This is a genomic window from Klebsiella sp. 141198, assembly GCF_050600785.1.
GTDB classification, from domain to species: Bacteria; Pseudomonadota; Gammaproteobacteria; order Enterobacterales; family Enterobacteriaceae; genus Klebsiella; species Klebsiella aerogenes.
On the sequence record NZ_JAQIRM010000001.1, the window covers coordinates 212908 to 238717 of the forward strand.

The window sequence follows — 25810 nt, forward strand, 5'->3', positions numbered from 1 at the left end:
TTAATAAATATCGTTACTACTTTGGTGGTATCTGCGGGTTGGGTGCGGATTTATAAGCTATTTCGCATTGATCGCCATCAATTCTCCTCCTCCGACATGGCGCTATTTTCGCTGCAAATCCAGCAATGTCGATTTATCAGAGAGCCGTCAGGCTCCATATCAGGAGAAACCCGATGAGTAAATTTCTGGACCGGTTTCGCTACTTCAAACAGAAGGGTGAAACCTTTGCCGATGGGCACGGCCAGCTTCTTGAAACCAACCGGGATTGGGAGGATGGATACCGCCAGCGTTGGCAGCATGACAAAATCGTGCGTTCCACTCACGGTGTGAACTGCACCGGCTCATGCAGCTGGAAAATTTATGTCAAAAATGGCCTGGTCACCTGGGAAACCCAGCAGACCGATTATCCGCGCACCCGCCCCGATCTGCCGAACCATGAGCCACGCGGCTGCCCGCGCGGCGCCAGCTACTCCTGGTATCTGTATAGCGCTAACCGCCTGAAATATCCGCTGATGCGTAAGCGTCTGATGAAGATGTGGCGTGAAGCGAAAGTTCAGCATAGCGATCCGGTTGAGGCATGGGCTTCTATTATTGAAGATGCCGATAAAGCGAAAAGCTTTAAACAGGCCCGCGGCCGTGGCGGTTTTGTTCGTTCTTCATGGAAAGAAGTGAACGAACTGATTGCCGCCTCAAACGTCTACACCGTCAAAACTTACGGTCCAGACCGCGTGGCAGGCTTCTCGCCAATCCCGGCGATGTCTATGGTTTCCTACGCGTCCGGCGCCCGTTACCTGTCGTTGATTGGCGGTACCTGCCTGAGCTTCTACGACTGGTACTGCGACCTGCCGCCGGCCTCGCCGATGACCTGGGGCGAACAGACCGACGTGCCGGAATCCGCCGACTGGTACAACTCCAGCTATATCATCGCCTGGGGTTCCAACGTCCCGCAGACCCGTACCCCGGACGCGCACTTCTTTACCGAAGTTCGCTACAAAGGGACCAAAACCGTGGCGATTACTCCGGACTATGCCGAAATCGCCAAGCTGTGCGATCTGTGGCTGGCGCCGAAGCAGGGTACCGATGCCGCGATGGCGCTGGCGATGGGCCACGTCATGCTGCGTGAGTTCCACCTCGATAAACCGAGCCAGTACTTCACCGATTACGTACGTCGCTACACCGACATGCCGATGCTGGTCATGCTCGAAGAGCGCGACGGCTACTATGCCGCTGGCCGTATGCTGCGCGCTGCCGACCTGGTTGACTCTCTGGGCCAGGAGCAGAATCCGGAATGGAAAACCGTCGCCTTTGACGAGAAGGGCGAAATGACCGTACCTAACGGTTCTCTGGGCTTCCGCTGGGGTGACAAAGGCAAGTGGAACCTCGAGCAGCGCGATGGTAAAACCGGCGAAGAGATTGAACTGCGTCTGAGCCTGCTTGGCAGCCACGACGATATCGCCAACGTCGGCTTCCCATACTTTGGCGGCGAAGGTTCCGAGCATTTCAACAAAGTCGACCTCGAAAACATTCTGCTGCACAAACTGCCGGTAAAACGCCTGCAGATGGCCGACGGCTCCACCGCGCTGGTGACCACCGTTTATGACCTGACCATGGCGAACTACGGCCTGGAGCGCGGTCTGAACGATGAAAACTGCGCCACCAGCTACGATGACGTCAAAGCGTACACTCCGGCCTGGGCAGAAAAAATCACCGGCGTACCCCGCGCGCATATCATCCGTACCGCTCGTGAATTTGCCGATAACGCCGATAAGACCCATGGCCGCTCGATGATTATCGTCGGTGCGGGCCTGAACCACTGGTTCCACCTGGACATGAACTACCGCGGGCTGATCAACATGCTGATCTTCTGCGGCTGCGTTGGCCAGAGCGGCGGTGGCTGGGCGCATTACGTTGGTCAGGAAAAACTGCGTCCGCAGACCGGCTGGCAGCCGCTGGCGTTCGCCCTCGACTGGCAGCGTCCGGCACGCCACATGAACAGTACATCGTACTTCTATAACCACTCCAGCCAGTGGCGTTATGAAACGGTCACCGCGCAGGAACTGCTGTCGCCGATGGCGGATAAATCCCGCTACAGCGGACATCTGATCGACTTCAACGTGCGCGCTGAGCGTATGGGCTGGCTGCCGTCGGCGCCGCAGCTGGGCGTGAACCCGCTGCGTATTGCTGACGAAGCGAAGAAAGCCGGCATGACGCCGGTCGATTACACCGTGAAATCGCTGAAAGAGGGGTCTATTCGCTTTGCGGCCGAACAGCCGGAGAACGGTAAAAACCATCCGCGTAACCTGTTTATCTGGCGTTCCAACCTGCTGGGTTCCTCCGGTAAAGGCCATGAATACATGCTCAAGTACCTGCTGGGTACCGAGAATGGTATTCAGGGCAAAGACCTTGGCAAGCAGGGCGGCGTGAAGCCGGAAGAAGTTGAATGGCGGGATAACGGTCTCGACGGCAAACTGGATCTGGTCGTTACGCTCGACTTCCGTCTGTCGAGCACCTGTCTGTACTCTGACATCGTGCTGCCGACCGCAACCTGGTACGAAAAAGACGACATGAATACTTCGGATATGCATCCGTTTATTCACCCGCTGTCTGCCGCCGTTGACCCGGCCTGGGAATCCAAAAGCGACTGGGACATCTATAAAGGTATCGCTAAGAAATTCTCTGAAGTCTGCGTAGGCCACCTCGGCAAAGAAACCGACGTCGTGACGCTGCCGATTCAGCACGATTCCGCCGCGGAAATGGCGCAGCCGTTTGACGTTAAAGACTGGAAAAAAGGCGAATGTGACCTGATCCCAGGTAAAACCGCTCCGCATATTATTCCGGTCGAGCGCGATTACCCGGCGACCTACGAGCGCTTCACCTCTATCGGCCCGCTGCTGGAAACCATCGGCAACGGCGGTAAAGGTATCGCCTGGAATACCCAGAGCGAGATGGATCTGCTGCGTAAGCTTAACTACACCAAGGCGGAAGGCCCGGCGAAAGGCCAGCCGAAGCTGGAGACCGCTATCGACGCCGCCGAGATGATCCTCACTCTGGCGCCGGAAACCAACGGTCAGGTAGCCGTGAAGGCGTGGAAAGCGCTGAGCGAATTTACCGGCCGCGAGCATGCGCACCTGGCGCTGAATAAAGAAGACGAGAAGATCCGCTTCCGCGACATTCAGGCGCAGCCGCGTAAGATCATCTCCAGCCCGACCTGGTCTGGCCTGGAAGACGAACATGTCTCCTATAACGCCGGTTATACCAACGTTCATGAGCTGATCCCGTGGCGTACGCTGTCCGGCCGTCAGTCGCTGTATCAGGATCACCAGTGGATGCGCGACTTTGGCGAAAGCCTGCTGGTCTATCGTCCGCCGATTGACACCCGTTCGGTGAAAGCGGTGATGGGCGAGAAGTCCAACGGCAATCCAGAGAAGGCTCTTAACTTCCTGACGCCGCACCAGAAGTGGGGGATTCACTCGACCTACAGCGATAACCTGCTGATGCTGACCCTGTCGCGCGGCGGGCCGATCGTCTGGATGAGCGAAGCGGACGCGAAAGATCTGGGTATCGAAGATAACGACTGGATCGAAGTATTTAACGCCAACGGCGCCCTGACGGCACGTGCGGTAGTGAGCCAGCGCGTACCGGCCGGAATGACCATGATGTACCACGCGCAGGAACGTATCGTTAACCTGCCGGGCTCTGAAGTCACCGGTCAGCGCGGCGGTATCCACAACTCGGTTACCCGTATTACGCCAAAACCGACCCATATGATCGGCGGCTACGGCCACCTGGCGTACGGCTTTAACTACTATGGCACCGTCGGTTCCAACCGCGATGAGTTTGTTGTGGTACGTAAGATGAAGAACATTAACTGGTTAGACGGCGAAGGTAATGACCAGGTACAGGAGAGCGTAAAATGAAAATTCGTTCACAAGTCGGCATGGTGCTGAATCTCGATAAATGCATCGGCTGCCATACCTGCTCCGTAACCTGCAAAAACGTCTGGACTAGTCGTGAAGGGATGGAGTACGCCTGGTTCAACAACGTAGAAAGTAAGCCGGGCGTCGGTTTCCCGAACGACTGGGAAAACCAGGAAAAATGGAAAGGCGGCTGGATCCGCAAAATCAACGGAAAACTGCAGCCGCGTATGGGCAACCGCGCGATGCTGCTGGGTAAAATCTTCGCCAACCCGCATCTGCCGGGAATCGATGATTACTACGAGCCGTTTGATTTTGACTACCAGAATCTGCATAACGCGCCGGAAAGCAAACATCAGCCGATCGCCCGTCCGCGCTCGCTGATTACCGGCCAGCGGATGGACAAAATTACCAGCGGCCCGAACTGGGAAGAGATCCTCGGCGGCGAGTTTGAAAAACGCGCCAAAGACCAGAACTTCGAAAACATGCAGAAGGCGATGTACGGCCAGTTCGAAAACACCTTCATGATGTATCTGCCGCGCCTGTGCGAGCACTGCCTGAACCCGGCGTGCGTCGCGACCTGCCCGAGCGGCGCCATCTATAAGCGTGAAGAGGACGGTATTGTCCTGATCGACCAGGACAAGTGCCGCGGCTGGCGTATGTGCATCACCGGTTGCCCGTACAAGAAGATCTACTTCAACTGGAAGAGCGGGAAATCCGAGAAATGCATCTTCTGCTACCCGCGTATTGAATCAGGCATGCCGACGGTGTGTTCCGAAACCTGTGTGGGCCGTATCCGCTATCTCGGTGTCCTGCTATACGACGCGGACGCGATTGAAAACGCCGCCAGCACCGAGAACGAGAAAGATCTGTATCAGCGTCAGTTGGACGTCTTCCTCGATCCAAACGATCCAAAAGTGATTGAGCAGGCGTTAAAAGATGGCGTCCCGCAGGGGGTCATTGAAGCCGCGCAGCAGTCGCCGGTTTACAAAATGGCGATGGACTGGAAGCTGGCGCTGCCGCTGCACCCGGAATATCGTACCCTGCCAATGGTCTGGTATGTGCCGCCTCTGTCGCCGATTCAGTCCGCCGCCGATGCGGGCGAACTGGGTAGCAACGGGATCCTGCCGGATGTAGAAAGCCTGCGTATTCCAGTCCAGTATCTGGCGAATCTGCTGACCGCGGGCGATACCCAGCCGGTACTGTTGGCGCTGAAACGTATGCTGGCGATGCGCCACTTCAAACGTGCGGAAACCGTCGACGGCGTCGTTGATACCCGCGCGCTGGAAGAGGTGGGGCTGAGCGAAGCGCAGGCGCAGGAGATGTACCGCTATCTGGCCATCGCTAACTACGAAGACCGTTTCGTGGTGCCGAGTAGCCATCGTGAACAGGCCCGCGATGCCTTCCCGGAGAAGAGCGGCTGCGGCTTTACCTTCGGCGATGGTTGCCACGGTTCTGATAGCGAATTCAACCTGTTCAACAGCCGTCGTATCGACGCCATTGACGTTACCAGCAAAACGGAGCCGCACTCATGATTGAACTCGTGATTGTGTCGCGTCTGCTCGAATACCCTGACGCTGCCTTATGGCAGCATCAGCAGGAGATGTTCGAGGCTCTCGCGTCATCGGAAAAACTCGCCAAAGAAGATGCCCAGGCGCTGGGCGTTTTCCTGCGCGATTTAGTGGCTCAGGATCCGCTGGACGCCCAGTCTGCGTACAGCGAGCTGTTTGACCGCGGCCGTGCTACTTCGCTGCTGCTGTTTGAACATGTCCACGGCGAGTCCCGCGATCGCGGGCAGGCGATGGTCGACCTGATGGCGCAGTACGAACGCCACGGCCTGCTGCTGGATAGCCATGAGCTGCCGGATCACCTGCCGCTGTATCTGGAGTATCTGGCGCAGCTGCCGGAAGAGGAAGCGCTTGGCGGCCTGCGGGACGTTGCGCCGATCCTCGGCCTGCTCAGCGCGCGTCTGCAACAGCGCGAAAGCCGCTATGCGATGCTGTTCGAGCTGCTGTTGAAACTGGCCAATACTCAGGTCGATAGCCAGAAAGTGGCGGAGAAGATCGCCGACGAGGCCCGCGACGATACGCCGCAGGCGTTGGATGCCGTTTGGGAAGAAGAGCAGGTCAAATTCTTTGCCGACCAGGGCTGCGGCGAGTCGGAGATTTCCGCTCACCAGCGTCGTTTTGCCGGAGCCGTGGCCCCGCAATATTTGAATATCTCTAACGGAGGACAGCACTAATGCACTTCCTGAATATGTTCTTCTTTGACATTTATCCGTACATTGCGGGTTCGGTGTTCCTTATTGGCAGCTGGCTGCGCTACGACTACGGTCAGTACACCTGGCGCGCCGCCTCCAGTCAGATGCTGGATCGTAAAGGGATGAACCTGGCGTCAAACCTGTTCCATATTGGGATCCTGGGTATTTTCGCCGGTCACTTCCTCGGCATGCTGACCCCGCACTGGATGTATGAGTCCTTCCTGCCGATCGACGTGAAGCAGAAGATGGCCATGTTTGCCGGCGGCGCGTGCGGCGTGATGACGCTGGTCGGCGGCTTACTGCTGCTCAAGCGCCGTCTGCTGAGCCCACGCGTTCGTGCCACCACCACCACAGCGGATATTCTGATCCTCTCGTTGTTGATGGTGCAATGCGCGCTGGGACTGCTGACCATTCCATTCTCCGCCCAGCATATGGACGGTAGCGAAATGATGAAACTGGTCGGTTGGGCGCAGTCGGTGGTCACCTTCCACGGCGGAGCTTCGCAGCATCTCGATGGCGTGGCGTTTGTCTTCCGCGTTCACCTGGTGCTGGGGATGACGCTGTTCCTGCTGTTCCCGTTCTCTCGTCTGGTTCACATCTGGAGCGCGCCGGTCGAGTACCTGACGCGCAAATACCAGATTGTGCGCGCGCGTCGCTAGTTCATTCGCGACGGCTGACTTACCCCGCCATGGCGGGGTTTTTTTTCGCCCCAACCAAGGTTGTTGCCGGCAGCGGCAAGCAGAATCAGTACCCCTCCAGCCAACTGCAGCGGCGCCAGCGCATGATGGAAAACCAGATAGTCAACCAGAATGGCCACCAGCGGATAGATAAACGAGAGCGAACCGGTGACCGGCGTCGGCAATTTTTGAATCGCGCTATATAAAAGCTGGTACATAATCCCGGTATGGACGATGCCGAGGATTAACAAATAGCGCCAGGGAAAATGGCTGTTAAATTCGGGGTGATGAACCAGCGGTAAAAGCATCACCGTGCCGACGATAACCTGAATAAAAGCGATATGCTGCGCCGGTAGCGGCTGCAGTTTGCGGGCGATAATGGCGGTCAGGGCATAGAAAAATGCCGCGCCTAACGCCAGGATAATACCAGTGACGAGATTATCGTTGTGGGAGGGAGTCAGTTCGCTCGACAGCAGAATCACCACGCCGCCAAAGGCCAGGAGTAACCATCCCCATTTTACCGCGCTTACCTTTTCACCCAGCATCATGCTCAGTAATACCAGCATAAAGGGCTGGGTATTGTAGACCACGGTGGCCATCCCGATAGAAACGCGTGAGTAGGCGGCAAAAAGCAGCAGCCAGTTGATGACCAGCGCGACGCCGCCAAGGATTGCCAGCGCCAGGGTGAGACGCGTCAGGCGGCTGAAGGGCTGTCGGCTTAACAAAATAAACAGCAATAATGTGACTGCGCCAATAAGACAACGCCAGAACACCACATCAATCACCGGTAACCCTGAGAGCAGCACGAACGCGCCAATCGAGCCGGAAATTATCATCGCCAGACTCATTTGCCAGACTCCACTAGAAAGTTGCATATTTCACCTCCAGAAGTTTTCCATTATTGTCGTGAAAAGCCTGACAGCTTGATATATCTGGAATAAGGTAAACACAGATGAATGCCTTTATTAATTAGGTGAAATAAATGGAATACATAATTGATGAAATAGACCGGGCGATTCTTGCCTGCCTGACGCAAGATGCCAGAGTTTCGCTTAAGGTATTGAGTGCGCAGGTGGGATTGACCTCGCCGAGTACCGCCGAGCGGGTAAAACGCCTTGAGGAAAAAGGGGTGATTCAGGGTTATAGCGCGCGGGTTAATCTGGCGGCGTTGGGATATAGCCTGCAGGCATTAGTTCGAGTGAGACCGCTACCGGGATTGCTGCAAAAAGTGGATAAATATATCCAGGCGATGCCGGAGTGTATTGAAAGCGACAAGGTCACCGGAGAGGATTGTTTTGTTATGCGTCTCGTGGTCCGTGATATTGAGCAGTTGGATACGATATTGGATGGCCTGGCTGAATATGCCCAGTGTAATACCTCTGTGGTGAAAAGCTCGCCGGTCAAAAGGCGATTGCCCCCGCTGTGAGTTTTCCCGGAGGCGGTGCTGCGCACCTGTCCGGGCTACCAAACGGCACCACCTGTAGCCTCGCTAAGCGAAGCGCGAGCGAGGGGATGGCAGAACCGGTGGCTGAGAGAGTGCAACAGGAGTGGGGGAAGGATTACTCGGCGCTAAAGCGCCTCGCCCTTCGGGCCGTTGCCTGCGGCAACGTTCTCTCGCTGACGCTCGAGTCGAACCTTGGTCGAAGCTTCTCATCCTTCCCCGTAGGGCATAATATAGAATATCGTAGGTAGATTAAGCTGGGTATTACAAGGAGAGATGGTGGTGGGGGAAGGATAACTCGTCGCTAAGCGCCTCGCCCTTTGGGCCGTTGCCTGCGGCAACGTTCTCTCGCTGACGCTCGAGTCGAACCTTGGTCGAAGCCTCTCATCCTTCCCCGTAGGGCAGAATATAGAATATCGTAGGTAGATTAAGCTGGGTATTACAAGGAGAGATGGTGGTGGGGGAAGGATTCGAACCTTCGAAGTCGATGACGGCAGATTTACAGTCTGCTCCCTTTGGCCGCTCGGGAACCCCACCAGGGGTAAAATCAAATTGTAGGCTATTCAGCAAAATGAATGGTGGTGGGGAAGGATAACTCGTCGCTATCGCTCCTCGCCCTTCCCGCTAAGTGCAAACATCGTTTACGCTTTTCGGGAAAACCATATCACTGTAGTGAATAATGGTGGTGGGGGAAGGATTCGAACCTTCGAAGTCGATGACGGCAGATTTACAGTCTGCTCCCTTTGGCCGCTCGGGAACCCCACCACGGGGTAATGCTTTTTACTGGCCTGCTCCCTTCTCGGGAAGCGGGGCGCATCATACCAAATGACGCGCCCCTGTAAAGCATTCCTTTGACAAAATTAAACTGGTTGCCTGATTTTTACGCGTAACGCCGTAAAGCTAACCAATTCATTTCGCTGTTGATTAAAGAATGATCGTCCGGTTGCCGTAAACAAAGACGCGCTGCGCCAGTACCTGATATAGCGCACGGCTTAAGACGTTTTTTTCAACGTCACGGCCCGCGCGCATCATATCTTCGGCGGTATAGGTATGATCGACGTGAATCACGTCCTGCATGATGATTGGGCCTTCATCCAGATTATCATTCACATAGTGGGCGGTGGCGCCAATGATCTTCACGCCGCGCTCATAGGCCTGGTGATACGGACGCGCGCCGATAAACGCCGGCAGGAACGAGTGGTGAATATTAATGATTTTGTTCGGGAAACGAGCGACAAACGCCGGAGTAAGCACGCGCATGTACTTTGCCAGTACCACGTAGTCCGGATCGTGGGCGGCTATCGCATCGCCCATCTGCTGGTCGTGCTCTTCGCGGCTCAATCCTTCATGGCTCACCAGCTCAAAGGGAATACCGAAACGTTCCACCAGCGTGCGCAGCGTTTCATGGTTGCCGATAACCGCGGCGATCTCGACATCCAGCCCGCCGTAGTTGGCTTTCATCAGCAGATCGCCGAGACAGTGCGCTTCTTTAGTGACCAGAATCACCACCCGGCGACGGCCGGCCGGGTTGAGTTCACGGATTGAACCTTCCGGCAGCGCGCTATCGAGGTCGGCCAGCAGAGTGGCGTCGTTAAAGATACCTTCGAGCTCGGTACGCATGAAGAAACGACCGGTACGGTGGTCGACAAACTCATTGTTCTGCACGATGTTTAACTCGTGCTTGTAGCAGATATTCGTGATACGCGCGATGAGGCCTTTCTGATCAGGGCAAATGGTGCGTAGTACTTTACGTTGTAATGAATGCATCGCGGGGGAAATCCTGTTGTGTTTGCAATTGCTGATGCCGGGCCTTATTGGCCGCAGCATTTTTTAAATTTTTTACCTGAACCGCAAGGGCAGGGGTCATTACGGCCAATTAATGGTCGGGTGCCGTCAATATAGTACCACTGTCCGTTTTCTTTTAAGAATCTGGAACGTTCAATAATCGCGCCGGGGCGGTTATCTTCAGTAAAACGTGCGATAAAACTGACGAAGCCTTCGTCGGGGCTACGCCCGTTATCGGTAGCGAAAACGGTTAAACCGAGCCACTGCGTGTTAGCAAAGCCTTTTTCGATATCGGCGCGAAAACGTGGTGCTTCACAGCCTGGATGCCAGGTTTTGATTAAATAATCGACATCTTTCATCACGAATGCGCTATAACGGGAACGCATCAGCTGTGACGGGCTCGGCGCTAGCTGACCGCCGTCCAGATATCGCTGGCAACATGAGCTATACTCGAGAGCGCTGCCACAGGGGCATAATTGCGACAAAATCGCCTCCATGGAAAAGAATAACGGCGCCAGAGCGCCAACCTGCATTATGTTAACTGAGCGATGGCGCTAATGTCATGCTCGGAGTGGAAGGATATGTATCTGTACTAATGAGAAAGTTGAAGATTGGTTTAGCGCTAGGGGCTGGCGCCGCGCGCGGTTGGTCGCATATCGGCGTGATAAAAGCGCTGCATCGGGCAGGAATTGATGTCGATGTAGTGGCAGGATGTTCTATTGGTGCCTTAGTCGGTGCGGCATACGCCTGCAATCGTCTCCCTGCGTTGGAAAAGTGGGTTAGCTCCTTTAGCAACTGGGATGTGCTGCGATTGATGGATCTCTCCTGGCGGCGCGGCGGTTTGTTACGCGGCGAGCGGGTGTTCAATCAATACCGGCAAATTATGCCCGTTGCGCAAATCGAAGAGTGCGAACGTCGTTTTGCCGCCGTGGCGACTAACCTGAGTACCGGGCGAGAATTATGGTTTACGGAAGGTGACCTGCACATGGCGGTCCGCGCTTCTTGTAGTATGCCGGGCCTGATGTCGCCGGTGATGTATAACGGCTACTGGCTGGTGGATGGCGCGGTGGTCAATCCGGTTCCGGTCTCGCTAACGCGAGCCTTGGGGGCGGATATTGTGATTGCCGTCGACCTCCAGCATGACGCCCATCTTATGCAGCAGGACCTGTTATCAATCGAATCGCCGCGTCCGGAGCCAATAGAGGAGCTCAGTTGGCATTCCCGCCTGCGATCCCGGTTGGGGAGAATGAGCTCTCGTCGTGCGACAATAACCCCCACGGCGATGGAGATTATGTCTACCTCGATTCAGGTGCTGGAAAACCGTCTGAAACGTAATCGTATGGCAGGCGATCCGCCAGATATCCTGTTACAGCCGTTTTGTCCGCAAATTTCCACTCTTGATTTTCATCGTGCTGGCGAAGCGATGGCCGCAGGACAGCTGGCCGTTGAGAAAAAAATGGATGAATTATTACCCTTGGTGCGCACTTCCGCGTAGCGCACTTGTCCAACACTTAAGTAAATTCTGACAGGCGATAGCGTGAATAGCGTGCCACTATTTAATTATCGTCAGCCAGGGGAGAGAACATGACGCAGCCATTGGCGGGAAAACAGATTCTGATAGTTGAAGACGAACCCGTTTTCCGCTCTCTTCTGGATAGCTGGCTCACTTCACTGGGGGCGACCATCCGCCAGGCGGAAGACGGCATTGAGGCGCTGCAGCAAATCGCGATTTCGAAACCAGATCTGATGATTTGTGATATCTCGATGCCGAGAATGAACGGCCTGGAGCTGGTTGAACAGGTTCGCAACCAGGGTGAACAACTTCCTATTTTGATGATTTCCGCGACCGAAAACATGGCGGACATTGCCAAAGCGCTGCGTCTTGGCGTTCAGGACGTCTTACTGAAGCCGGTAAAAGATTTTAATCGCCTGCGTGAAACGGTGTATGCATGTCTCTACCCGACAATGTTTAGTTCTCGAGTAGAAGAGGAAGAGCGATTATTTGAAGACTGGGATGCGTTAGTTAGCGATCCCCTGGCGGCGTCAAGGTTATTGCAGGAGCTTCAGCCGCCGGTACAGCAGGAGATATCCCATTGTCGCATTCATTACCGTCAGCTTATCTCTGCAGATAAACCGGGGCTGGTGCTGGATATTGCGCCGTTATCAGAAAACGATCTGGCGTTTTATTGCCTGGATGTTACCCGTGCCGGTGATAATGGCGTTCTGGCGGCATTATTATTACGCGCTTTGTTTAATGGCTTGCTGCAAGAACAGCTCGCTCATCAGGGGCAGCGCCTGCCGGAAATGGGCGCATTGTTAAAACAAGTTAACCAATTACTGCGCCAGGCCAATTTACCAGGTCAATTCCCATTGTTGGTTGGTTATTATCACAGCGGATTAAAAAATTTGATTCTGGTTTCTGCAGGTCTTAACGGCACGTTGAATACCGGTGAGCATAAAATTCAAATTAGTAACGGCGTTCCGTTAGGAACGTTGGGCAACGCATACCTCAACCAAATTAGCCAGCGCTGTACTTCATGGCAGTGCCAAATTTGGGGCGCGGGGGGACGTTTACGACTGATGTTGTCTGCAGAATGAACAATTCTATCTATTTTTAGTAGGTGGGATTACCGGGCCTACATTTCCGGTGGTACTATCACTGCGTTTTATGCGTAAAAGTCCTAATTCGAGGGTATCCAAACCTTTTCAGACCAGGTTTAACTGATCAGACTGATATACTCGATGCGTTATTTATTGACGATTAAGTTCAAAAAACGAACAGTCCAGGAGATTTCAATGGCTGCCCTTAATTCTAAAGTAAGAAAAGCTGTTATCCCGGTAGCGGGATTAGGCACCAGGATGCTACCCGCCACCAAGGCTATTCCGAAAGAAATGCTGCCACTGGTAGATAAACCATTAATCCAATATGTTGTTAACGAATGTATCGCCGCTGGGATTACTGAAATTGTTCTGGTGACACACTCTTCGAAAAACTCTATTGAAAACCATTTCGATACCAGCTTCGAACTCGAAGCGATGCTGGAAAAACGTGTAAAACGTCAGCTTCTGGAAGAAGTTCAGTCTATTTGTCCGCCGCACGTTACCATCATGCAGGTACGTCAGGGGCTGGCTAAAGGTCTGGGTCATGCGGTGCTGTGCGCGCATCCCGTTGTCGGCGACGAGCCGGTTGCGGTTATTCTGCCGGACGTTATTCTGGACGAATATGAGTCCGATCTGACCCGTGATAACCTGGCGGAAATGATTGCTCGCTTTGACGAAACGGGCGCCAGCCAGATCATGGTTGAGCCGGTTGATGACGTTACGGCTTATGGTGTTGTTGATTGCAAAGGCGAAAGCCTGCAGCCTGGCGAAAGCGTGCCGATGGTTGGCGTTGTTGAGAAGCCGAAGGCAGACGTCGCGCCATCTAATCTGGCGGTTGTCGGCCGTTATGTACTGAGCGCCGATATTTGGCCGCTGCTGGCTAAAACCCCTCCGGGAGCCGGCGATGAAATTCAGCTGACTGATGCTATTGATATGCTGATCGAGAAAGAGACCGTGGAAGCCTACCACATGAAAGGCAAAAGCCATGACTGCGGTAATAAGCTCGGTTATATGCAGGCCTTCGTAGAATATGGCGTTCGCCATAAGACTTTGGGCGAAGACTTTAAAGCCTGGCTTGAGCAAGCTGTCGCGAAGTAATATTCGTCGCCAGAACAACCGGGTCGCCTGATAGCGATCCGGTTTTTTTATGCCTGATACTTTAGCGCGTAGCGATAAAAAAAATCCCGCCGAAGCGGGATTTTTATATCAAGCATAAAGCTAATTAGAGCAGGAAATCGTCCAGTGTTTTACCTTGCTCATCCATTGCTTTCTTGATGACTGCCGGAGTACGACCCTGGCCAGTCCAAGTTTTAGTTTCGCCGTTTTCATCAACGTAGCTGTATTTAGCCGGACGTGCAGCACGTTTAGTTTTGGTGCCAGCTTTAACTGCCGCCATGGTGCTCAGCAGTTCATTCGGATCAATACCGTCAGCGATCAGCATTTCGCGGTACTGTTGCAGTTTACGAGTACGCTCTTCAATTTCTGCAGCAGCGGCGCTTTCTTCTTCGCGACGTTCGTTAACAACAACTTCTAATTTTTCCAGCATCTCTTCAAGCGTTTCAAGGGTGCATTCTCTTGCCTGCGCACGAAGAGTACGGATGTTGTTCAAAATTTTAAGTGCTTCGCTCATTGTAGTAATCTCAAACTTATATTGTGGGGTGGTTTGTTGAAGTAATAATAGAGCGATAAAATCAGATGTGCAATAGGGGAGAATGTAAGGAATTCAAAATTACTTGTTATTTGTCTGGTTGATTAAATAATTTAAGTTAAATTTTCGCGCGACCTCACATCTTCTCGCTTATAGCTTAAGCATACGCACTGGCGCTAAAACCATGAGTCAGGATGATTTTCCCGCGTTTCGAGAGTAAATTTATACTTCACGTGGATAAATATCGCTCTTCAGTTTTAGCGCATTAGTTACGGTGATGCTTAATATAAATTGGCGGCCAAAACCCATTATAGTTGTCCGGAGAATGGCGGTTTAAGCACAAAACGACAATGATTTGTATCCGCTGGCGCGGCGACGGTGGTGCCTGACGCTATTCATTCGCTGGCCGTTTCATTTTTTGTAAAGCATTATCAGCCTGCCAGCAATACCCCCTGTGAAAGCACGGTCGGCTCGGTAATATATGATACAATTGCGCGGTAAAACACATTGATTGGGGTTACGCAGCCGATGGCACAACTTTATTTTTACTATTCTGCAATGAATGCCGGTAAGTCTACTGCGCTGTTGCAGTCTTCGTACAATTACCAGGAACGAGGGATGCGTACCGTCGTTTATACCGCTGAAATTGACGACCGTTTTGGTTCTGGCAAAGTGAGCTCGCGAATCGGGCTCTCTTCGCCGGCGCGGCTGTATAATCCTCAGACGTCGTTATATGCCGATATCGCGTCGGAGCATGCCCGCCAGCCCATTCATTGCGTGCTGGTGGACGAGAGCCAGTTCCTGACCCGTGAACAGGTCCACGAGCTCTCTGAAGTGGTGGATGAGCTCGATATCCCGGTATTGTGCTACGGATTGCGTACGGACTTTCGCGGTGAGTTATTTAGCGGTAGTCAGTATTTGTTAGCATGGTCAGATAAGCTGGTTGAATTAAAAACGATTTGCTTCTGTGGGCGAAAGGCAAGCATGGTTTTACGTCTTGATCAGGAAGGGCGCCCGTACAATGAGGGGGAGCAGGTGGTTATTGGCGGTAATGAGCGCTACGTTTCCGTCTGTCGTAAGCATTATAAAGAGGCGCTGAATATCGGTTCGTTAACCCAGGTGCAAAGTAAGCTGCGTCACTGCGAATAATTCTTTAATTTCATTATCTTCAGGCGCCTGTATGGCGCCTGTTGTCTTTTATGGAATCGGTTCCTGTATTCAGATATTACCAGGTTTATTGTCTTTTGTACTTCTGTAGGCAAACGTTAATAAAGTATGAAAATAAAAAAAGCCCCATCAATAGATGGGGCTTCGTTCATATCAATGCCGTGAATTAAGCGGATTTTTTCGCTTTTTTCTCTGCTTTGACTGGAGCGGCTTCTTTTTTCACAGCCGCAGCTTCGCCTTCGACAAAGTCACGACCGTAGTAGGTATCCAGCAGAATCTGTTTCAGCTCGGCGATCAGAGGGTAGCGCGGGTTAGCGCCGGTGCACTGGTCATCAAAGGCGTCTTCAGACAGCTTATCAACGTGAGCCAGGAAGTCAGCTTCCTGAACGCCGGCTTCGCGGATAGATTTCGGAATACCCAGTTCAGCTTTCAGGCTTTCCAGCCATGCCAGCAGTTTCTCGATTTTCGCAGCAGTGCGGTCGCCCGGAGCGCTCAGACCCAGGTGGTCTGCGATCTCGGCATAACGACGGCGCGCCTGCGGACGGTCATACTGACTGAATGCGGTCTGCTTGGTCGGGTTGTCATTCGCGTTATAGCGGATAACGTTGCAGATCAGCAGGGCGTTTGCCAGACCGTGCGGAATGTGGAACTGCGAGCCCAGTTTGTGAGCCATTGAGTGGCACACGCCCAGGAAGGCGTTAGCAAACGCGATACCAGCGATAGTGGCGGCACTGTGCACACGTTCGCGGGCTACCGGGTTTTTAGAACCTTCATGGTAAGAGGCCGGCAGATACTCTTTCAGCAGTTTCAGCGCCTGCAGAGCCTGACCATCGGAGAATTCAGAGGCCAGTACGGAAACGTAAGCTTCCAGGGCGTGAGTCACGGCATCCAGACCACCGAAGGCACAGAGAGACTTCGGCATATCCATGACGAGGTTGGCATCGACAATCGCCATATCCGGAGTCAGCGCGTAGTCGGCCAGCGGATATTTCTGTCCAGTTGCATCGTCGGTTACCACGGCGAACGGGGTAACTTCAGAACCGGTACCGGAAGTGGTGGTAATGGCAACCATCTTGGCTTTGACGCCCATTTTCGGGAACTTGTAGATACGTTTACGGATATCCATAAAGCGCAGCGCCAGTTCTTCGAAGTGGGTTTCCGGGTGCTCATACATGACCCACATGATTTTGGCAGCATCCATCGGGGAACCGCCGCCCAGCGCGATGATTACGTCTGGTTTGAAGGAGTTGGCCAGATCCGCGCCTTTACGCACGATGGTCAGCGTTGGGTCAGCTTCAACTTCAAAGAATACTTCGGTTTCTACGCCAGCCGCTTTCAATACGGAAGTGATCTGGTCTGCATAACCGTTGTTGAACAGGAAGCGGTCAGTCACAATCAGCGCGCGTTTGTGACCATCAGTAATCACTTCATCCAGTGCGATTGGCAGTGAGCCACGACGGAAGTAGATAGATTTCGGAAGTTTATGCCACAACATGTTTTCAGCTCGCTTAGCAACGGTTTTCTTGTTGATCAGGTGTTTCGGACCAACGTTTTCAGAGATGGAGTTACCACCCCAGGAACCACAACCCAGAGTCAGGGAAGGTGCGAGTTTGAAGTTATACAGGTCGCCGATACCACCCTGAGAAGCCGGGGTGTTGATCAGGATACGCGCGGTTTTCATCATCTGGCCGAAGTAGGCCACGCGAGTCGGCTGGTTGTCCTGGTCGGTGTACAGGCAAGAGGTATGGCCGATACCGCCCATGGCGACCAGTTTTTCTGCTTTATTGACCGCGTCTTCGAAATCTTTCGCACGGTACATTGCCAGCGTCGGGGACAGTTTTTCGTGAGCGAACGGTTCGCTTTCGTCAACGTCGGTAACTTCGCCGATCAGAATCTTAGTGGTGGCCGGCACGGTGAAGCCCGCCAGTTCGGCGATTTTTGCCGCTGGCTGACCAACGATAGCCGCGTTCAGCGCGCCATTTTTCAGGATAATGTCCTGAACGGCTTTCAGTTCTTTGCCCTGCAGCAGGTAGCCGCCGTGGCTGGCAAAGCGTTCGCGAACGGCATCGTATACAGAGTCAACGACGACGACAGACTGTTCAGAAGCACAGATAACGCCGTTATCGAAGGTTTTTGACATCAGTACGGACGCTACTGCGCGTTTAATATCGGCAGTTTCATCGATGACAACCGGCGTGTTGCCTGCGCCAACGCCGATAGCTGGTTTACCAGAACTATAAGCGGCTTTAACCATACCTGGGCCACCGGTGGCGAGGATCAGGTTGATGTCAGGGTGGTGCATCAATGCATTAGACAGTTCTACTGAAGGTTGGTCGATCCAACCAATCAAATCTTTCGGCGCGCCTGCGGCAATCGCCGCCTGCAATACAATATCCGCCGCCTTGTTAGTTGCGTCTTTAGCACGCGGGTGCGGAGAGAAGATGATGGCGTTACGCGTCTTCAGGCTGATCAGCGATTTGAAGATTGCCGTTGAGGTTGGGTTGGTAGTCGGGACGATACCGCAAATAATACCGATTGGTTCAGCAATGGTGATGGTACCGAAAGTGTCGTCTTCAGACAGGACGCCACAGGTTTTTTCATCTTTATAGGCGTTGTAGATATATTCGGAGGCGAAGTGGTTTTTGATCACTTTATCTTCAATAATACCCATGCCGGATTCGGCAACGGCCATTTTTGCGAGAGGGATTCGAGCATCTGCAGCGGCCAGAGCGGCGGCACGGAAGATCTTATCAACTTGTTCTTGAGTGAAACTGGCATATTCACGCTGGGCTTTTTTTACGCGCTCTACAAGTGCGTTAAGTTCAGCGACATTAGTAACAGCCATAATGCTCTCCTGATAATGTTAAACTTTTTTAGTAAAACAGTAGCTCGATTCGACATTATAGACAGGCTGTTAACAGCTTGCATGTAAATGTTAACGTAAAGATTTCTAACGCTTTGAACACACTGATTTACTAAAAAAGCTTTGTCTTACTACGCACTCAGGTACTTCGGCCTTTCACTCTGTTGGTGTAGCCAAGATTACTCACTTCTGAGTATGAATTACGTGATTTGGATCAATATTTGGCGATGCTGATACCTTTCAGCAGGGCAATAATTGACCAGTTAAATCATGAGGAGTGATAAGGTATGCATATTTAATGAATAAAGCGCATACATTAAACAAATATATAACAAATAAAATCAATCAGCCGCGGCTGCATATTTGAGATGAATTGTGGCTATGAAAAGGGTATCTTCTGCCAAATTAATTCGTACTGACGCTGTCAACAGCCTTTTTTAATGGTGCTGCGGAGTTCACTGTGACCCTACCGTTGTTTGATTTCGCTGTTTATTTTAAATTTTTTATCGGCCTGTTCGCGCTGGTCAATCCGGTCGGCATCATTCCGGTTTTCATTAGTATGACCAGTTATCAGACGGCGCTGGTACGTAATAAGACGAATCTGACGGCTAACCTGTCGGTGGCTATCATCCTCCTTACCTCGCTTTTCCTCGGTGACGGAATCTTGCAAATTTTCGGCATCTCAATTGATTCTTTCCGTATCGCGGGGGGGATCCTGGTGGTGACTATCGCCATGTCGATGATCAGCGGGAAACTCGGCGAGGATAAACAAAACAAACAGGAAAAGTCGGAGACGGCCATTCGTGAAAGCATCGGTGTCGTACCGTTAGCGCTGCCTTTAATGGCGGGGCCGGGGGCGATAAGTTCCACGATCGTGTGGGGCACGCGTTATCACTCAATTGCCCATCTGATCGGTTTTTCAATCGCCATTGCGCTGTTTGCCGCCTGTTGTTGGGGAATCTTTCGCATGGCCCCATGGTTGGTCAGATTGCTGGGGCAGACCGGAATTAACGTCATTACGCGTATCATGGGTCTGTTGCTGATGGCTTTAGGGATCGAGTTTATCGTCACCGGGATTAAAGCGCTGTTTCCTGGATTAACAGGGTGACTGACGCAGCAGACGCGGGGCGCTGAGCCTCGCGTTTGAAAGATTATTAGCAAAACTTATCCCTGTCGTTGCTATAAATGGCAAGCGATAACTTTTGCTGATAATGATTTTATTTTATATTTATCATATTGTTAGTTGTTTTTATTCTATCTCGTCAGACTGTTTTTCTCCCCTCATCACTGTTATTTTTGTCACATCATTCTCTGGCGCTTGCTGTCGGATCATCGAAATGATATTAGTAATTTCTTCGAGACAGCAGATTAATGTGCTAAAAATTAGACAATTGTTAAATTTTTGTGCAAAAAAGCAACTTTGCGTACAGAGCGGGAACGTAAAACGACAGGGTGTTCCTATCCGTGTGATTTTAAACGCTATTTTTTATTTTTAAACGTCATAAGTCTCAGGTTAAGCACGGTAAAAAAAACAATAAAAGAGAATCCGGTAACATATTTGCAAATTGCATTGGCGGACAAGAAACCGTTTTGGTACTTTCCGGCCTGATCGCTAACTAAATAATGTGCACAAATGAGAATTATTATTACATAACTCATTGTGCCGGCATTCCCCCTCTGGACAGGGGATAAAGAATCGACGTCAAGGCTGCCGTTTGAGCGGTCGTAATAAATAAGTCGGTGATAGCAAGCAGTAGAATCTGACAGCGGCAAAGACTCCTGCACTGTACAGAATCCCTATAAGGGAAAAATAACAGGCTGGTTAAATAACCAGTAATTATAATGAGTGGAGTAACAACACATGACCATCATCACTAAAAAAAGTCTGGTAGCGGCGGGAATTTTATCTGCGCTCATCACCGCAAATGTTGCTATGGCAGCTGATGTCCCTGCCGGGGTGCAACTGGCGGATAAACAAACGCTGGTACGTAATAACGGGGCAGAGGTGCAATCTCTGGATCCGCATAAAATTGAAGGTGTACCGGAGTCCAACGTTAACCGCGATCTGTTTGAAGGGTTAGTGATTGGCGATCTTAACGGCCATCCAGTTCCGGGCGTTGCCGAATCGTGGGATAACAAGGATTTTAAAGTCTGGACTTTCCATATTCGCAAAGATGCCAAATGGTCCGACGGTTCACCGGTTACCGCGCAAGATTTCGTTTATAGCTGGCAGCGTCTGGCCGACCCGAAAACGGCATCACCTTACGCCAGCTATCTCCAGTACGGCCATGTGGCTAACGTCGATGAGATTATTGCCGGCAAAAAACCGGCAACCGATCTCGGCGTCAAAGCAATCGATGACAAAACATTTGAAGTCACGCTGAGCGAACCGGTCCCGTATTTCTATAAACTCCTCGTCCATCCATCCGTTTCTCCAGTACCAAAAGCCGCCATCGAAAAATATGGCGAGAAATGGACGCAGCCTGCGAATATCGTCACCAACGGCGCCTATAAATTAAAAGACTGGGTGGTGAACGAACGTATTGTGCTCGAGCGTAATACGAATTACTGGGACAACGCCAAAACCGTTATTAACCAGGTAACTTACCTGCCAATTTCTTCTGAAGTTACCGATGTCAACCGCTACCGCAGCGGCGAAATCGACATGACCTATAACAACATGCCGATTGAACTGTTCCAGAAGCTGAAAAAAGAGATCCCGAAAGAAGTTCACGTCGATCCTTATCTGTGTACTTATTATTACGAAATCAATAACCAGAAAGCGCCGTTTACCGACGTACGCGTCCGTACCGCGCTTAAGCTGGCGCTGGATCGCGATATTATCGTTAATAAAGTGAAAAACCAGGGCGATCTGCCGGCTTACAGTTATACCCCGCCATACACCGACGGCATGAAACTCGTTGAGCCGGAGTGGTTCAAATGGTCTCAGGACAAGCGTAATGAAGAAGCGAAAAAATTGCTGGCGGAAGCCGGCTATACCGCTGATAAGCCGCTGACCTTTAACCTGCTGTATAACACCTCTGATTTACATAAAAAACTGGCTATCGCCGTGGCGTCCATCTGGAAGAAAAACCTTGGCGCTAACGTTAAGCTGGAAAATCAGGAGTGGAAAACCTTCCTCGATAGCCGTCATCAGGGCACCTTCGATGTCGCTCGCGCCGGCTGGTGCGCTGATTACAACGAGCCGACATCGTTCCTGAACACCATGCTCAGCGACAGCTCTAACAACACGGCGCATTATAAGAGCCCGGCATTCGATAAGATCATCGGCGATACTCTGCAGGTCACCGATGAAGCGAAACGCGCCGAGCTGTACGCGCAGTCCGAACAACAGCTGGATAAAGATTCCGCGATTGTTCCTGTTTACTACTATGTGAACGCACGCCTGGTTAAACCGTGGGTTGGCGGTTATACCGGTAAAGACCCGTTGGATAATATTTACGTGAAGAACCTTTATATTATCAAACATTAATGGCAAGACGTGGGGCAGGCTGAGCTTGCCCCACCGTGTCTGAATTCATCGCACTCGATAGGCACAGGCCAGAAGGTACGGGCAATGTTAAAATTCATATTACGTCGCTGTCTGGAAGCGATTCCGACGCTATTTATTCTTATTACTATCTCTTTCTTCATGATGCGCCTCGCGCCGGGCAGTCCTTTTACCGGTGAACGCACGCTGCCGCCGGAAGTCATGGCGAACATTGAAGCGAAATATCATTTAAACGACCCCATCATGACCCAGTACTTCAATTATCTGAAGCAACTGGCGCACGGTGATTTCGGTCCTTCCTTCAAATATAAAGATTATTCGGTGAACGATCTGGTTGCATCAAGCTTCCCGGTTTCCGCCAAATTGGGCCTTGCAGCCTTCTTATTAGCCGTGATTCTTGGCGTTAGCGCCGGGGTTATTGCCGCTTTAAAACAGAATACCAAATGGGACTACGCGGTGATGGGGGTGGCAATGACCGGCGTCGTCATACCGAGTTTCGTGGTGGCGCCGCTGCTGGTGATGATTTTCGCCATCACGCTGCACTGGCTGCCTGGCGGCGGCTGGAACGGCGGGGCGCTGAAATTTATGATCCTGCCGATGGTGGCGTTATCGCTGGCCTATATTGCCAGTATCGCCCGTATCACCCGCGGTTCGATGATTGAAGTTTTGCACTCTAACTTCATCCGCACCGCGCGGGCGAAAGGCCTGCCGATGCGCAGAATTATCTTCCGCCACGCGCTGAAGCCTGCGTTGCTGCCGGTGCTTTCCTATATGGGCCCGGCGTTCGTTGGCATTATCACTGGCTCAATGGTTATCGAGACAATTTACGGCCTGCCGGGTATTGGCCAGTTATTCGTCAACGGCGCGCTTAACCGCGACTACTCGCTGGTGCTCAGCCTGACGATTCTGGTCGGCGCGCTGACCATTCTGTTTAACGCGATCGTCGACGTGCTGTACGCCGTCATCGATCCGAAAATTCGCTACTGAAGCCGGAGTTCGCCATGATGTTAAGTAAGAAAAATAGCGAGGCGCTGGAGAACTTCAGTGAGAAACTGGAAGTTGAAGGCCGTAGCCTGTGGCAGGATGCGCGTCGCCGCTTTATGCATAACCGCGCGGCGGTGGCCAGCCTGATTGTGCTGGTGATTATTGCGCTGTTTGTGACTATCGCTCCAATGCTGTCGCAGTTTTCCTATTTCGATACCGACTGGGGGATGATGTCTAACGCTCCGGATATGGAGTCTGGTCACTATTTTGGCACCGATTCATCCGGTCGCGACCTGCTGGTGCGCGTGGCGATTGGCGGACGCATATCGCTGATGGTTGGCGTGGCTGCGGCGCTGGTGGCGGTGATCCTCGGCACCCTCTATGGTTCGCTTTCCGGTTATCTCGGCGGCAAAGTGGACTCGGTGATGATGCGTTTACTGGAAATCCTCAACTCCTTCCCGTTCATGTTCTTCGTGATCCTGCTGGTGACCTTCTTTGGTCAGAACATCCTGCTGATCTTTGTGGCTATCGGGATGGTGTCGTGGCTGGATATGGCGCGTATCGTACGCGGTCAGACCCTGAGTCTGAAACGTAAAGAGTTCATCGAAGCCGCGCAGGTCGGCGGGGTCTCCACCGCGAATATCGTTATTCGTCATATTGTGCCGAACGTCCTGGGTGTGGTGGTGGTTTACGCTTCACTGCTGGTACCCAGCATGATTCTGTTCGAATCCTTCCTGAGCTTCCTCGGCCTTGGCACCCAGGAACCGCTGAGCAGTTGGGGCGCGTTACTCAGTGATGGCGCCAACTCAATGGAAGTCTCGCCGTGGCTGTTGTTATTCCCTGCCGGGTTCCTGGTGGTAACGCTGTTTTGTTTTAACTTTATCGGCGATGGCCTGCGTGATGCCCTCGACCCGAAAGACCGCTAAGGAGCGCCGTCATGAGCACAATTGAAATGGCTAAAGCGCCGCAGGCCGCGCAGCAAAGCGGTCTGCTGCTGGATGTGAAGGATCTTCGGGTGACGTTTAAAACGCCGGACGGCGATGTCACCGCGGTTAACGATCTGAATTTTAACCTGCGGGCCGGCGAAACCTTAGGAATCGTCGGTGAGTCAGGTTCCGGGAAATCGCAAACGGCATTCGCGCTAATGGGGCTTTTGGCCGCGAATGGTCATATTAGCGGTTCCGCCACTTTTAACGGTCGCGAAATCCTTAATTTGCCCGAGCGCGATCTGAATAAGCTGCGTGCCGAACAGATTTCGATGATTTTCCAGGACCCGATGACGTCGTTGAACCCTTATATGCGGGTTGGCGAGCAGCTGATGGAAGTGCTGATGCTGCATAAAGGGCTGAGCAAAGCCGCGGCTTTTGAAGAGTCGGTAAGAATGCTCGATGCGGTGAAGATGCCGGAAGCGCGTAAGCGCATGAAGATGTTCCCGCACGAGTTCTCCGGCGGGATGCGCCAGCGCGTGATGATTGCCATGGCGCTGTTATGTCGGCCAAAACTGCTGATTGCCGATGAACCGACCACCGCGTTGGACGTTACCGTGCAGGCGCAGATCATGACCCTGCTTAACGAGCTGAAGCGCGAGTTTAACACCGCGATTATTATGATTACCCACGACCTCGGCGTGGTAGCGGGGATCTGCGATAAGGTTCTGGTGATGTATGCCGGGCGTACCATGGAATACGGTCAGGCGCGCGACGTCTTCTATCAACCGTCGCACCCGTACTCGATTGGTTTACTCAATGCGGTACCGCGTCTCGATGGCGAAGGCGATTCCTTGCTAACGATTCCTGGTAACCCGCCGAACCTGCTGCGTCTGCCGAAAGGCTGCCCGTTCCAGCCGCGCTGCCCGCATGCCATGGAAATCTGTAATAGCGCTCCGCCTCTGGAGTCGTTTGCGCCAGGCCGCCTGCGCGCTTGCTTTAAACCGGTAGGGGATCTGCTATGAACGCCGTGATCGAACAAAGAAAAGTGCTGCTCGAAATTGCCGATCTGAAAGTGCATTTTGATATTAAAGATGGCAAGCAATGGTTCTGGCAACCGTCAAAAACGCTCAAAGCGGTGGATGGCGTTACTCTGCGCCTGTATGAAGGTGAAACGCTGGGCGTGGTCGGCGAATCCGGCTGCGGTAAATCGACCTTCGCCCGCGCCATCATCGGCCTGGTGAAAGCTACCGACGGTAAAGTCGCCTGGCTTGGAAAAGATCTGTTAGGCATGAAGCCGGAAGAGTGGCGCGACGTGCGCAGCGATATCCAGATGATCTTCCAGGATCCGCTGGCCTCACTGAATCCGCGTATGACCATTGGCGAAATTATCGCTGAACCGCTGCGGACCTATCATCCTAAGATGTCTCGTCAGGAAGTGCGCGATCGCGTGAAGGCGATGATGATGAAGGTCGGCCTGTTGCCGAACCTGATTAACCGCTATCCGCATGAATTCTCCGGCGGCCAATGTCAGCGCATTGGTATCGCTCGCGCGCTGATCCTTGAGCCTAAATTGATTATTTGCGATGAGCCGGTATCGGCGCTGGACGTTTCCATTCAGGCGCAGGTGGTGAACTTACTACAGCAGCTGCAGAGGGAGATGGGGCTATCGTTGATTTTTATCGCCCACGACCTGGCGGTAGTGAAACACATTTCCGACCGCGTGTTGGTCATGTATTTAGGCCATGCGGTGGAGTTGGGCACCTATGATGAGGTGTATCATAATCCGCTGCATCCTTATACCAAAGCGCTGATGTCGGCCGTACCGGTGCCGGATCCGGATCTGGAGAAGAATAAAACCATCCAACTATTGGAAGGGGAATTACCTTCACCGATTAATCCGCCTTCGGGTTGCGTATTTCGCACCCGATGTCCATTGGCCGGGCCCGAATGCGCCAAAACGCGGCCGGTGCTGGAGGGCAGTTTCCGCCATGCGGTTTCCTGCCTGAAGGTAGACCCGTTATAATCACTCG

The 25810-nt window shown here is 52.6% G+C and carries 20 protein-coding genes, 2 tRNA genes and 2 other RNA genes; 15 read left to right on the top strand and 9 right to left on the bottom strand.

Going from position 1 to position 25810, the window contains the following annotated elements:
• Positions 1 to 173: 173 nt before the first annotated feature.
• Genes PGR10_RS01035 through narI form a run of 4 tightly spaced genes read left to right on the top strand, consistent with a single transcriptional unit; the run spans position 174 to position 6833 of the window.
• The gene (locus tag PGR10_RS01035) at positions 174 to 3917 is read left to right on the top strand and encodes a nitrate reductase subunit alpha (RefSeq protein ID WP_430922773.1); all 3744 of its coding nucleotides are present in this window, start codon (positions 174 to 176) and stop codon (positions 3915 to 3917) included.
• Complete coding sequence (gene narH, locus PGR10_RS01040) at positions 3914 to 5449, top strand: nitrate reductase subunit beta (RefSeq protein ID WP_087857950.1); 1536 nt, start codon at positions 3914 to 3916, stop codon at positions 5447 to 5449. The genes PGR10_RS01035 and narH overlap by 4 nt, the downstream gene beginning before the upstream one ends.
• A complete protein-coding gene (narJ, locus tag PGR10_RS01045; RefSeq protein WP_045375167.1) occupies positions 5446 to 6156 on the top strand; it encodes a nitrate reductase molybdenum cofactor assembly chaperone in 711 nt (236 codons plus the stop codon). Before narH ends, narJ begins: the two co-directional genes overlap by 4 nt.
• Entirely contained in the window at positions 6156 to 6833 is a 678-nt protein-coding gene (gene narI / locus PGR10_RS01050; protein ID WP_015367083.1) for a respiratory nitrate reductase subunit gamma, read from the top strand. The genes narJ and narI overlap by 1 nt, the downstream gene beginning before the upstream one ends.
• Here the strand turns inward: narI and PGR10_RS01055 are convergent.
• Positions 6830 to 7726 (bottom strand): DMT family transporter, encoded by an 897-nt coding sequence (locus tag PGR10_RS01055; RefSeq protein WP_430922774.1) that lies wholly within the window; start codon positions 7724 to 7726, stop codon positions 6830 to 6832. The genes narI and PGR10_RS01055 overlap by 4 nt on opposite strands.
• 107 nt (positions 7727 to 7833) lie before the next feature.
• Here PGR10_RS01055 and PGR10_RS01060 point away from each other — a divergent pair, with 107 nt between their 5' ends.
• Complete coding sequence (locus PGR10_RS01060) at positions 7834 to 8277, top strand: Lrp/AsnC family transcriptional regulator (protein ID WP_213316726.1); 444 nt, start codon at positions 7834 to 7836, stop codon at positions 8275 to 8277.
• Positions 8278 to 8393: 116 nt separating this feature from the next.
• Here the strand turns inward: PGR10_RS01060 and PGR10_RS01065 are convergent.
• From PGR10_RS01065 to PGR10_RS01090, 6 genes are all read right to left on the bottom strand, one after another.
• Positions 8394 to 8526, bottom strand: a non-coding RNA gene (locus PGR10_RS01065) — RtT sRNA.
• Positions 8527 to 8569: 43 nt separating this feature from the next.
• A non-coding RNA gene (locus tag PGR10_RS01070) (RtT sRNA) lies at positions 8570 to 8701 on the bottom strand.
• 43 nt (positions 8702 to 8744) lie between these two features.
• Positions 8745 to 8829 (bottom strand) — tRNA-Tyr (locus PGR10_RS01075).
• A 143-nt stretch (positions 8830 to 8972) separates the two neighbouring features.
• Positions 8973 to 9057, bottom strand: a tRNA-Tyr gene (locus tag PGR10_RS01080).
• 159 nt (positions 9058 to 9216) lie between these two features.
• A complete protein-coding gene (gene purU / locus PGR10_RS01085; RefSeq protein ID WP_087857947.1) occupies positions 9217 to 10059 on the bottom strand; it encodes a formyltetrahydrofolate deformylase in 843 nt (280 codons plus the stop codon).
• Positions 10060 to 10103: 44 nt separating this feature from the next.
• The gene (locus PGR10_RS01090) at positions 10104 to 10562 is read right to left on the bottom strand and encodes a YchJ family protein (RefSeq protein WP_430922775.1); all 459 of its coding nucleotides are present in this window, start codon (positions 10560 to 10562) and stop codon (positions 10104 to 10106) included.
• A gap of 110 nt (positions 10563 to 10672) precedes the next feature.
• Between PGR10_RS01090 and rssA the strand changes: the two genes are divergently transcribed.
• The 3 genes from rssA (at position 10673) to galU (ending at position 13776) form a co-directional block, all read left to right on the top strand.
• Positions 10673 to 11572: a patatin-like phospholipase RssA gene (gene rssA, locus PGR10_RS01095; protein ID WP_430922776.1), complete on the top strand. Its 900-nt coding sequence runs from the start codon at positions 10673 to 10675 to the stop codon at positions 11570 to 11572.
• An 89-nt stretch (positions 11573 to 11661) separates the two neighbouring features.
• Complete coding sequence (gene rssB, locus PGR10_RS01100) at positions 11662 to 12675, top strand: two-component system response regulator RssB (RefSeq protein ID WP_213316728.1); 1014 nt, start codon at positions 11662 to 11664, stop codon at positions 12673 to 12675.
• Between the two features lie 198 nt (positions 12676 to 12873).
• Positions 12874 to 13776, top strand: coding sequence for a UTP--glucose-1-phosphate uridylyltransferase GalU (gene galU, locus PGR10_RS01105; protein ID WP_045397556.1), 903 nt, complete (start codon positions 12874 to 12876; stop codon positions 13774 to 13776).
• Positions 13777 to 13900: 124 nt separating this feature from the next.
• Here galU and hns read toward each other — a convergent pair whose 3' ends face one another.
• A complete protein-coding gene (gene hns, locus PGR10_RS01110) occupies positions 13901 to 14308 on the bottom strand; it encodes a histone-like nucleoid-structuring protein H-NS (protein ID WP_004103116.1) in 408 nt (135 codons plus the stop codon).
• 546 nt (positions 14309 to 14854) lie between these two features.
• Here hns and tdk point away from each other — a divergent pair.
• The gene (gene tdk / locus PGR10_RS01115) at positions 14855 to 15475 is read left to right on the top strand and encodes a thymidine kinase (protein WP_045397553.1); all 621 of its coding nucleotides are present in this window, start codon (positions 14855 to 14857) and stop codon (positions 15473 to 15475) included.
• A gap of 184 nt (positions 15476 to 15659) precedes the next feature.
• Here tdk and adhE read toward each other — a convergent pair whose 3' ends face one another.
• Positions 15660 to 18338, bottom strand: coding sequence for a bifunctional acetaldehyde-CoA/alcohol dehydrogenase (gene adhE / locus PGR10_RS01120; protein ID WP_087857943.1), 2679 nt, complete (start codon positions 18336 to 18338; stop codon positions 15660 to 15662).
• 478 nt (positions 18339 to 18816) lie between these two features.
• Between adhE and PGR10_RS01125 the strand changes: the two genes are divergently transcribed.
• The 6 genes from PGR10_RS01125 (at position 18817) to oppF (ending at position 25803) form a co-directional block, all read left to right on the top strand.
• Positions 18817 to 19464: a YchE family NAAT transporter gene (locus tag PGR10_RS01125; RefSeq protein WP_045397549.1), complete on the top strand. Its 648-nt coding sequence runs from the start codon at positions 18817 to 18819 to the stop codon at positions 19462 to 19464.
• Positions 19465 to 20217: 753 nt separating this feature from the next.
• The gene (gene oppA, locus PGR10_RS01130; RefSeq protein WP_045397547.1) at positions 20218 to 21849 is read left to right on the top strand and encodes an oligopeptide ABC transporter substrate-binding protein OppA; all 1632 of its coding nucleotides are present in this window, start codon (positions 20218 to 20220) and stop codon (positions 21847 to 21849) included.
• An 84-nt stretch (positions 21850 to 21933) separates the two neighbouring features.
• Positions 21934 to 22854 carry an oligopeptide ABC transporter permease OppB gene (oppB, locus tag PGR10_RS01135; RefSeq protein ID WP_015367069.1) on the top strand — a complete coding sequence of 307 codons (921 nt, stop codon included), beginning with the start codon at positions 21934 to 21936 and terminating at the stop codon, positions 22852 to 22854.
• Positions 22855 to 22868: 14 nt separating this feature from the next.
• A complete protein-coding gene (gene oppC / locus PGR10_RS01140) occupies positions 22869 to 23777 on the top strand; it encodes an oligopeptide ABC transporter permease OppC (RefSeq protein WP_087857941.1) in 909 nt (302 codons plus the stop codon).
• Positions 23778 to 23788: 11 nt separating this feature from the next.
• A complete protein-coding gene (locus PGR10_RS01145) occupies positions 23789 to 24802 on the top strand; it encodes an ABC transporter ATP-binding protein (RefSeq protein WP_113374162.1) in 1014 nt (337 codons plus the stop codon).
• The gene (gene oppF, locus PGR10_RS01150; RefSeq protein ID WP_059304977.1) at positions 24799 to 25803 is read left to right on the top strand and encodes a murein tripeptide/oligopeptide ABC transporter ATP-binding protein OppF; all 1005 of its coding nucleotides are present in this window, start codon (positions 24799 to 24801) and stop codon (positions 25801 to 25803) included. Before PGR10_RS01145 ends, oppF begins: the two co-directional genes overlap by 4 nt.
• Positions 25804 to 25810: the final 7 nt, after the last annotated feature.

Excerpts from the sequence above, each read along its gene's own strand:
- PGR10_RS01035 (WP_430922773.1), top strand. The coding sequence starts at position 174 with ATGAGTAAATTTCTGGACCGGTTTCGCTACTTCAAACAGAAGGGTGAA.
- narH (WP_087857950.1), top strand. The coding sequence starts at position 3,914 with ATGAAAATTCGTTCACAAGTCGGCATGGTGCTGAATCTCGATAAATGC.
- narJ (WP_045375167.1), top strand. The coding sequence starts at position 5,446 with ATGATTGAACTCGTGATTGTGTCGCGTCTGCTCGAATACCCTGACGCT.
- narI (WP_015367083.1), top strand. The coding sequence starts at position 6,156 with ATGCACTTCCTGAATATGTTCTTCTTTGACATTTATCCGTACATTGCG.
- PGR10_RS01055 (WP_430922774.1), bottom strand. The coding sequence starts at position 7,726 with ATGCAACTTTCTAGTGGAGTCTGGCAAATGAGTCTGGCGATGATAATT.
- PGR10_RS01060 (WP_213316726.1), top strand. The coding sequence starts at position 7,834 with ATGGAATACATAATTGATGAAATAGACCGGGCGATTCTTGCCTGCCTG.
- purU (WP_087857947.1), bottom strand. The coding sequence starts at position 10,059 with ATGCATTCATTACAACGTAAAGTACTACGCACCATTTGCCCTGATCAG.
- rssA (WP_430922776.1), top strand. The coding sequence starts at position 10,673 with ATGAGAAAGTTGAAGATTGGTTTAGCGCTAGGGGCTGGCGCCGCGCGC.
- rssB (WP_213316728.1), top strand. The coding sequence starts at position 11,662 with ATGACGCAGCCATTGGCGGGAAAACAGATTCTGATAGTTGAAGACGAA.
- galU (WP_045397556.1), top strand. The coding sequence starts at position 12,874 with ATGGCTGCCCTTAATTCTAAAGTAAGAAAAGCTGTTATCCCGGTAGCG.
- hns (WP_004103116.1), bottom strand. The coding sequence starts at position 14,308 with ATGAGCGAAGCACTTAAAATTTTGAACAACATCCGTACTCTTCGTGCG.
- tdk (WP_045397553.1), top strand. The coding sequence starts at position 14,855 with ATGGCACAACTTTATTTTTACTATTCTGCAATGAATGCCGGTAAGTCT.
- adhE (WP_087857943.1), bottom strand. The coding sequence starts at position 18,338 with ATGGCTGTTACTAATGTCGCTGAACTTAACGCACTTGTAGAGCGCGTA.
- oppA (WP_045397547.1), top strand. The coding sequence starts at position 20,218 with ATGACCATCATCACTAAAAAAAGTCTGGTAGCGGCGGGAATTTTATCT.
- oppB (WP_015367069.1), top strand. The coding sequence starts at position 21,934 with ATGTTAAAATTCATATTACGTCGCTGTCTGGAAGCGATTCCGACGCTA.
- oppC (WP_087857941.1), top strand. The coding sequence starts at position 22,869 with ATGATGTTAAGTAAGAAAAATAGCGAGGCGCTGGAGAACTTCAGTGAG.
- PGR10_RS01145 (WP_113374162.1), top strand. The coding sequence starts at position 23,789 with ATGAGCACAATTGAAATGGCTAAAGCGCCGCAGGCCGCGCAGCAAAGC.
- oppF (WP_059304977.1), top strand. The coding sequence starts at position 24,799 with ATGAACGCCGTGATCGAACAAAGAAAAGTGCTGCTCGAAATTGCCGAT.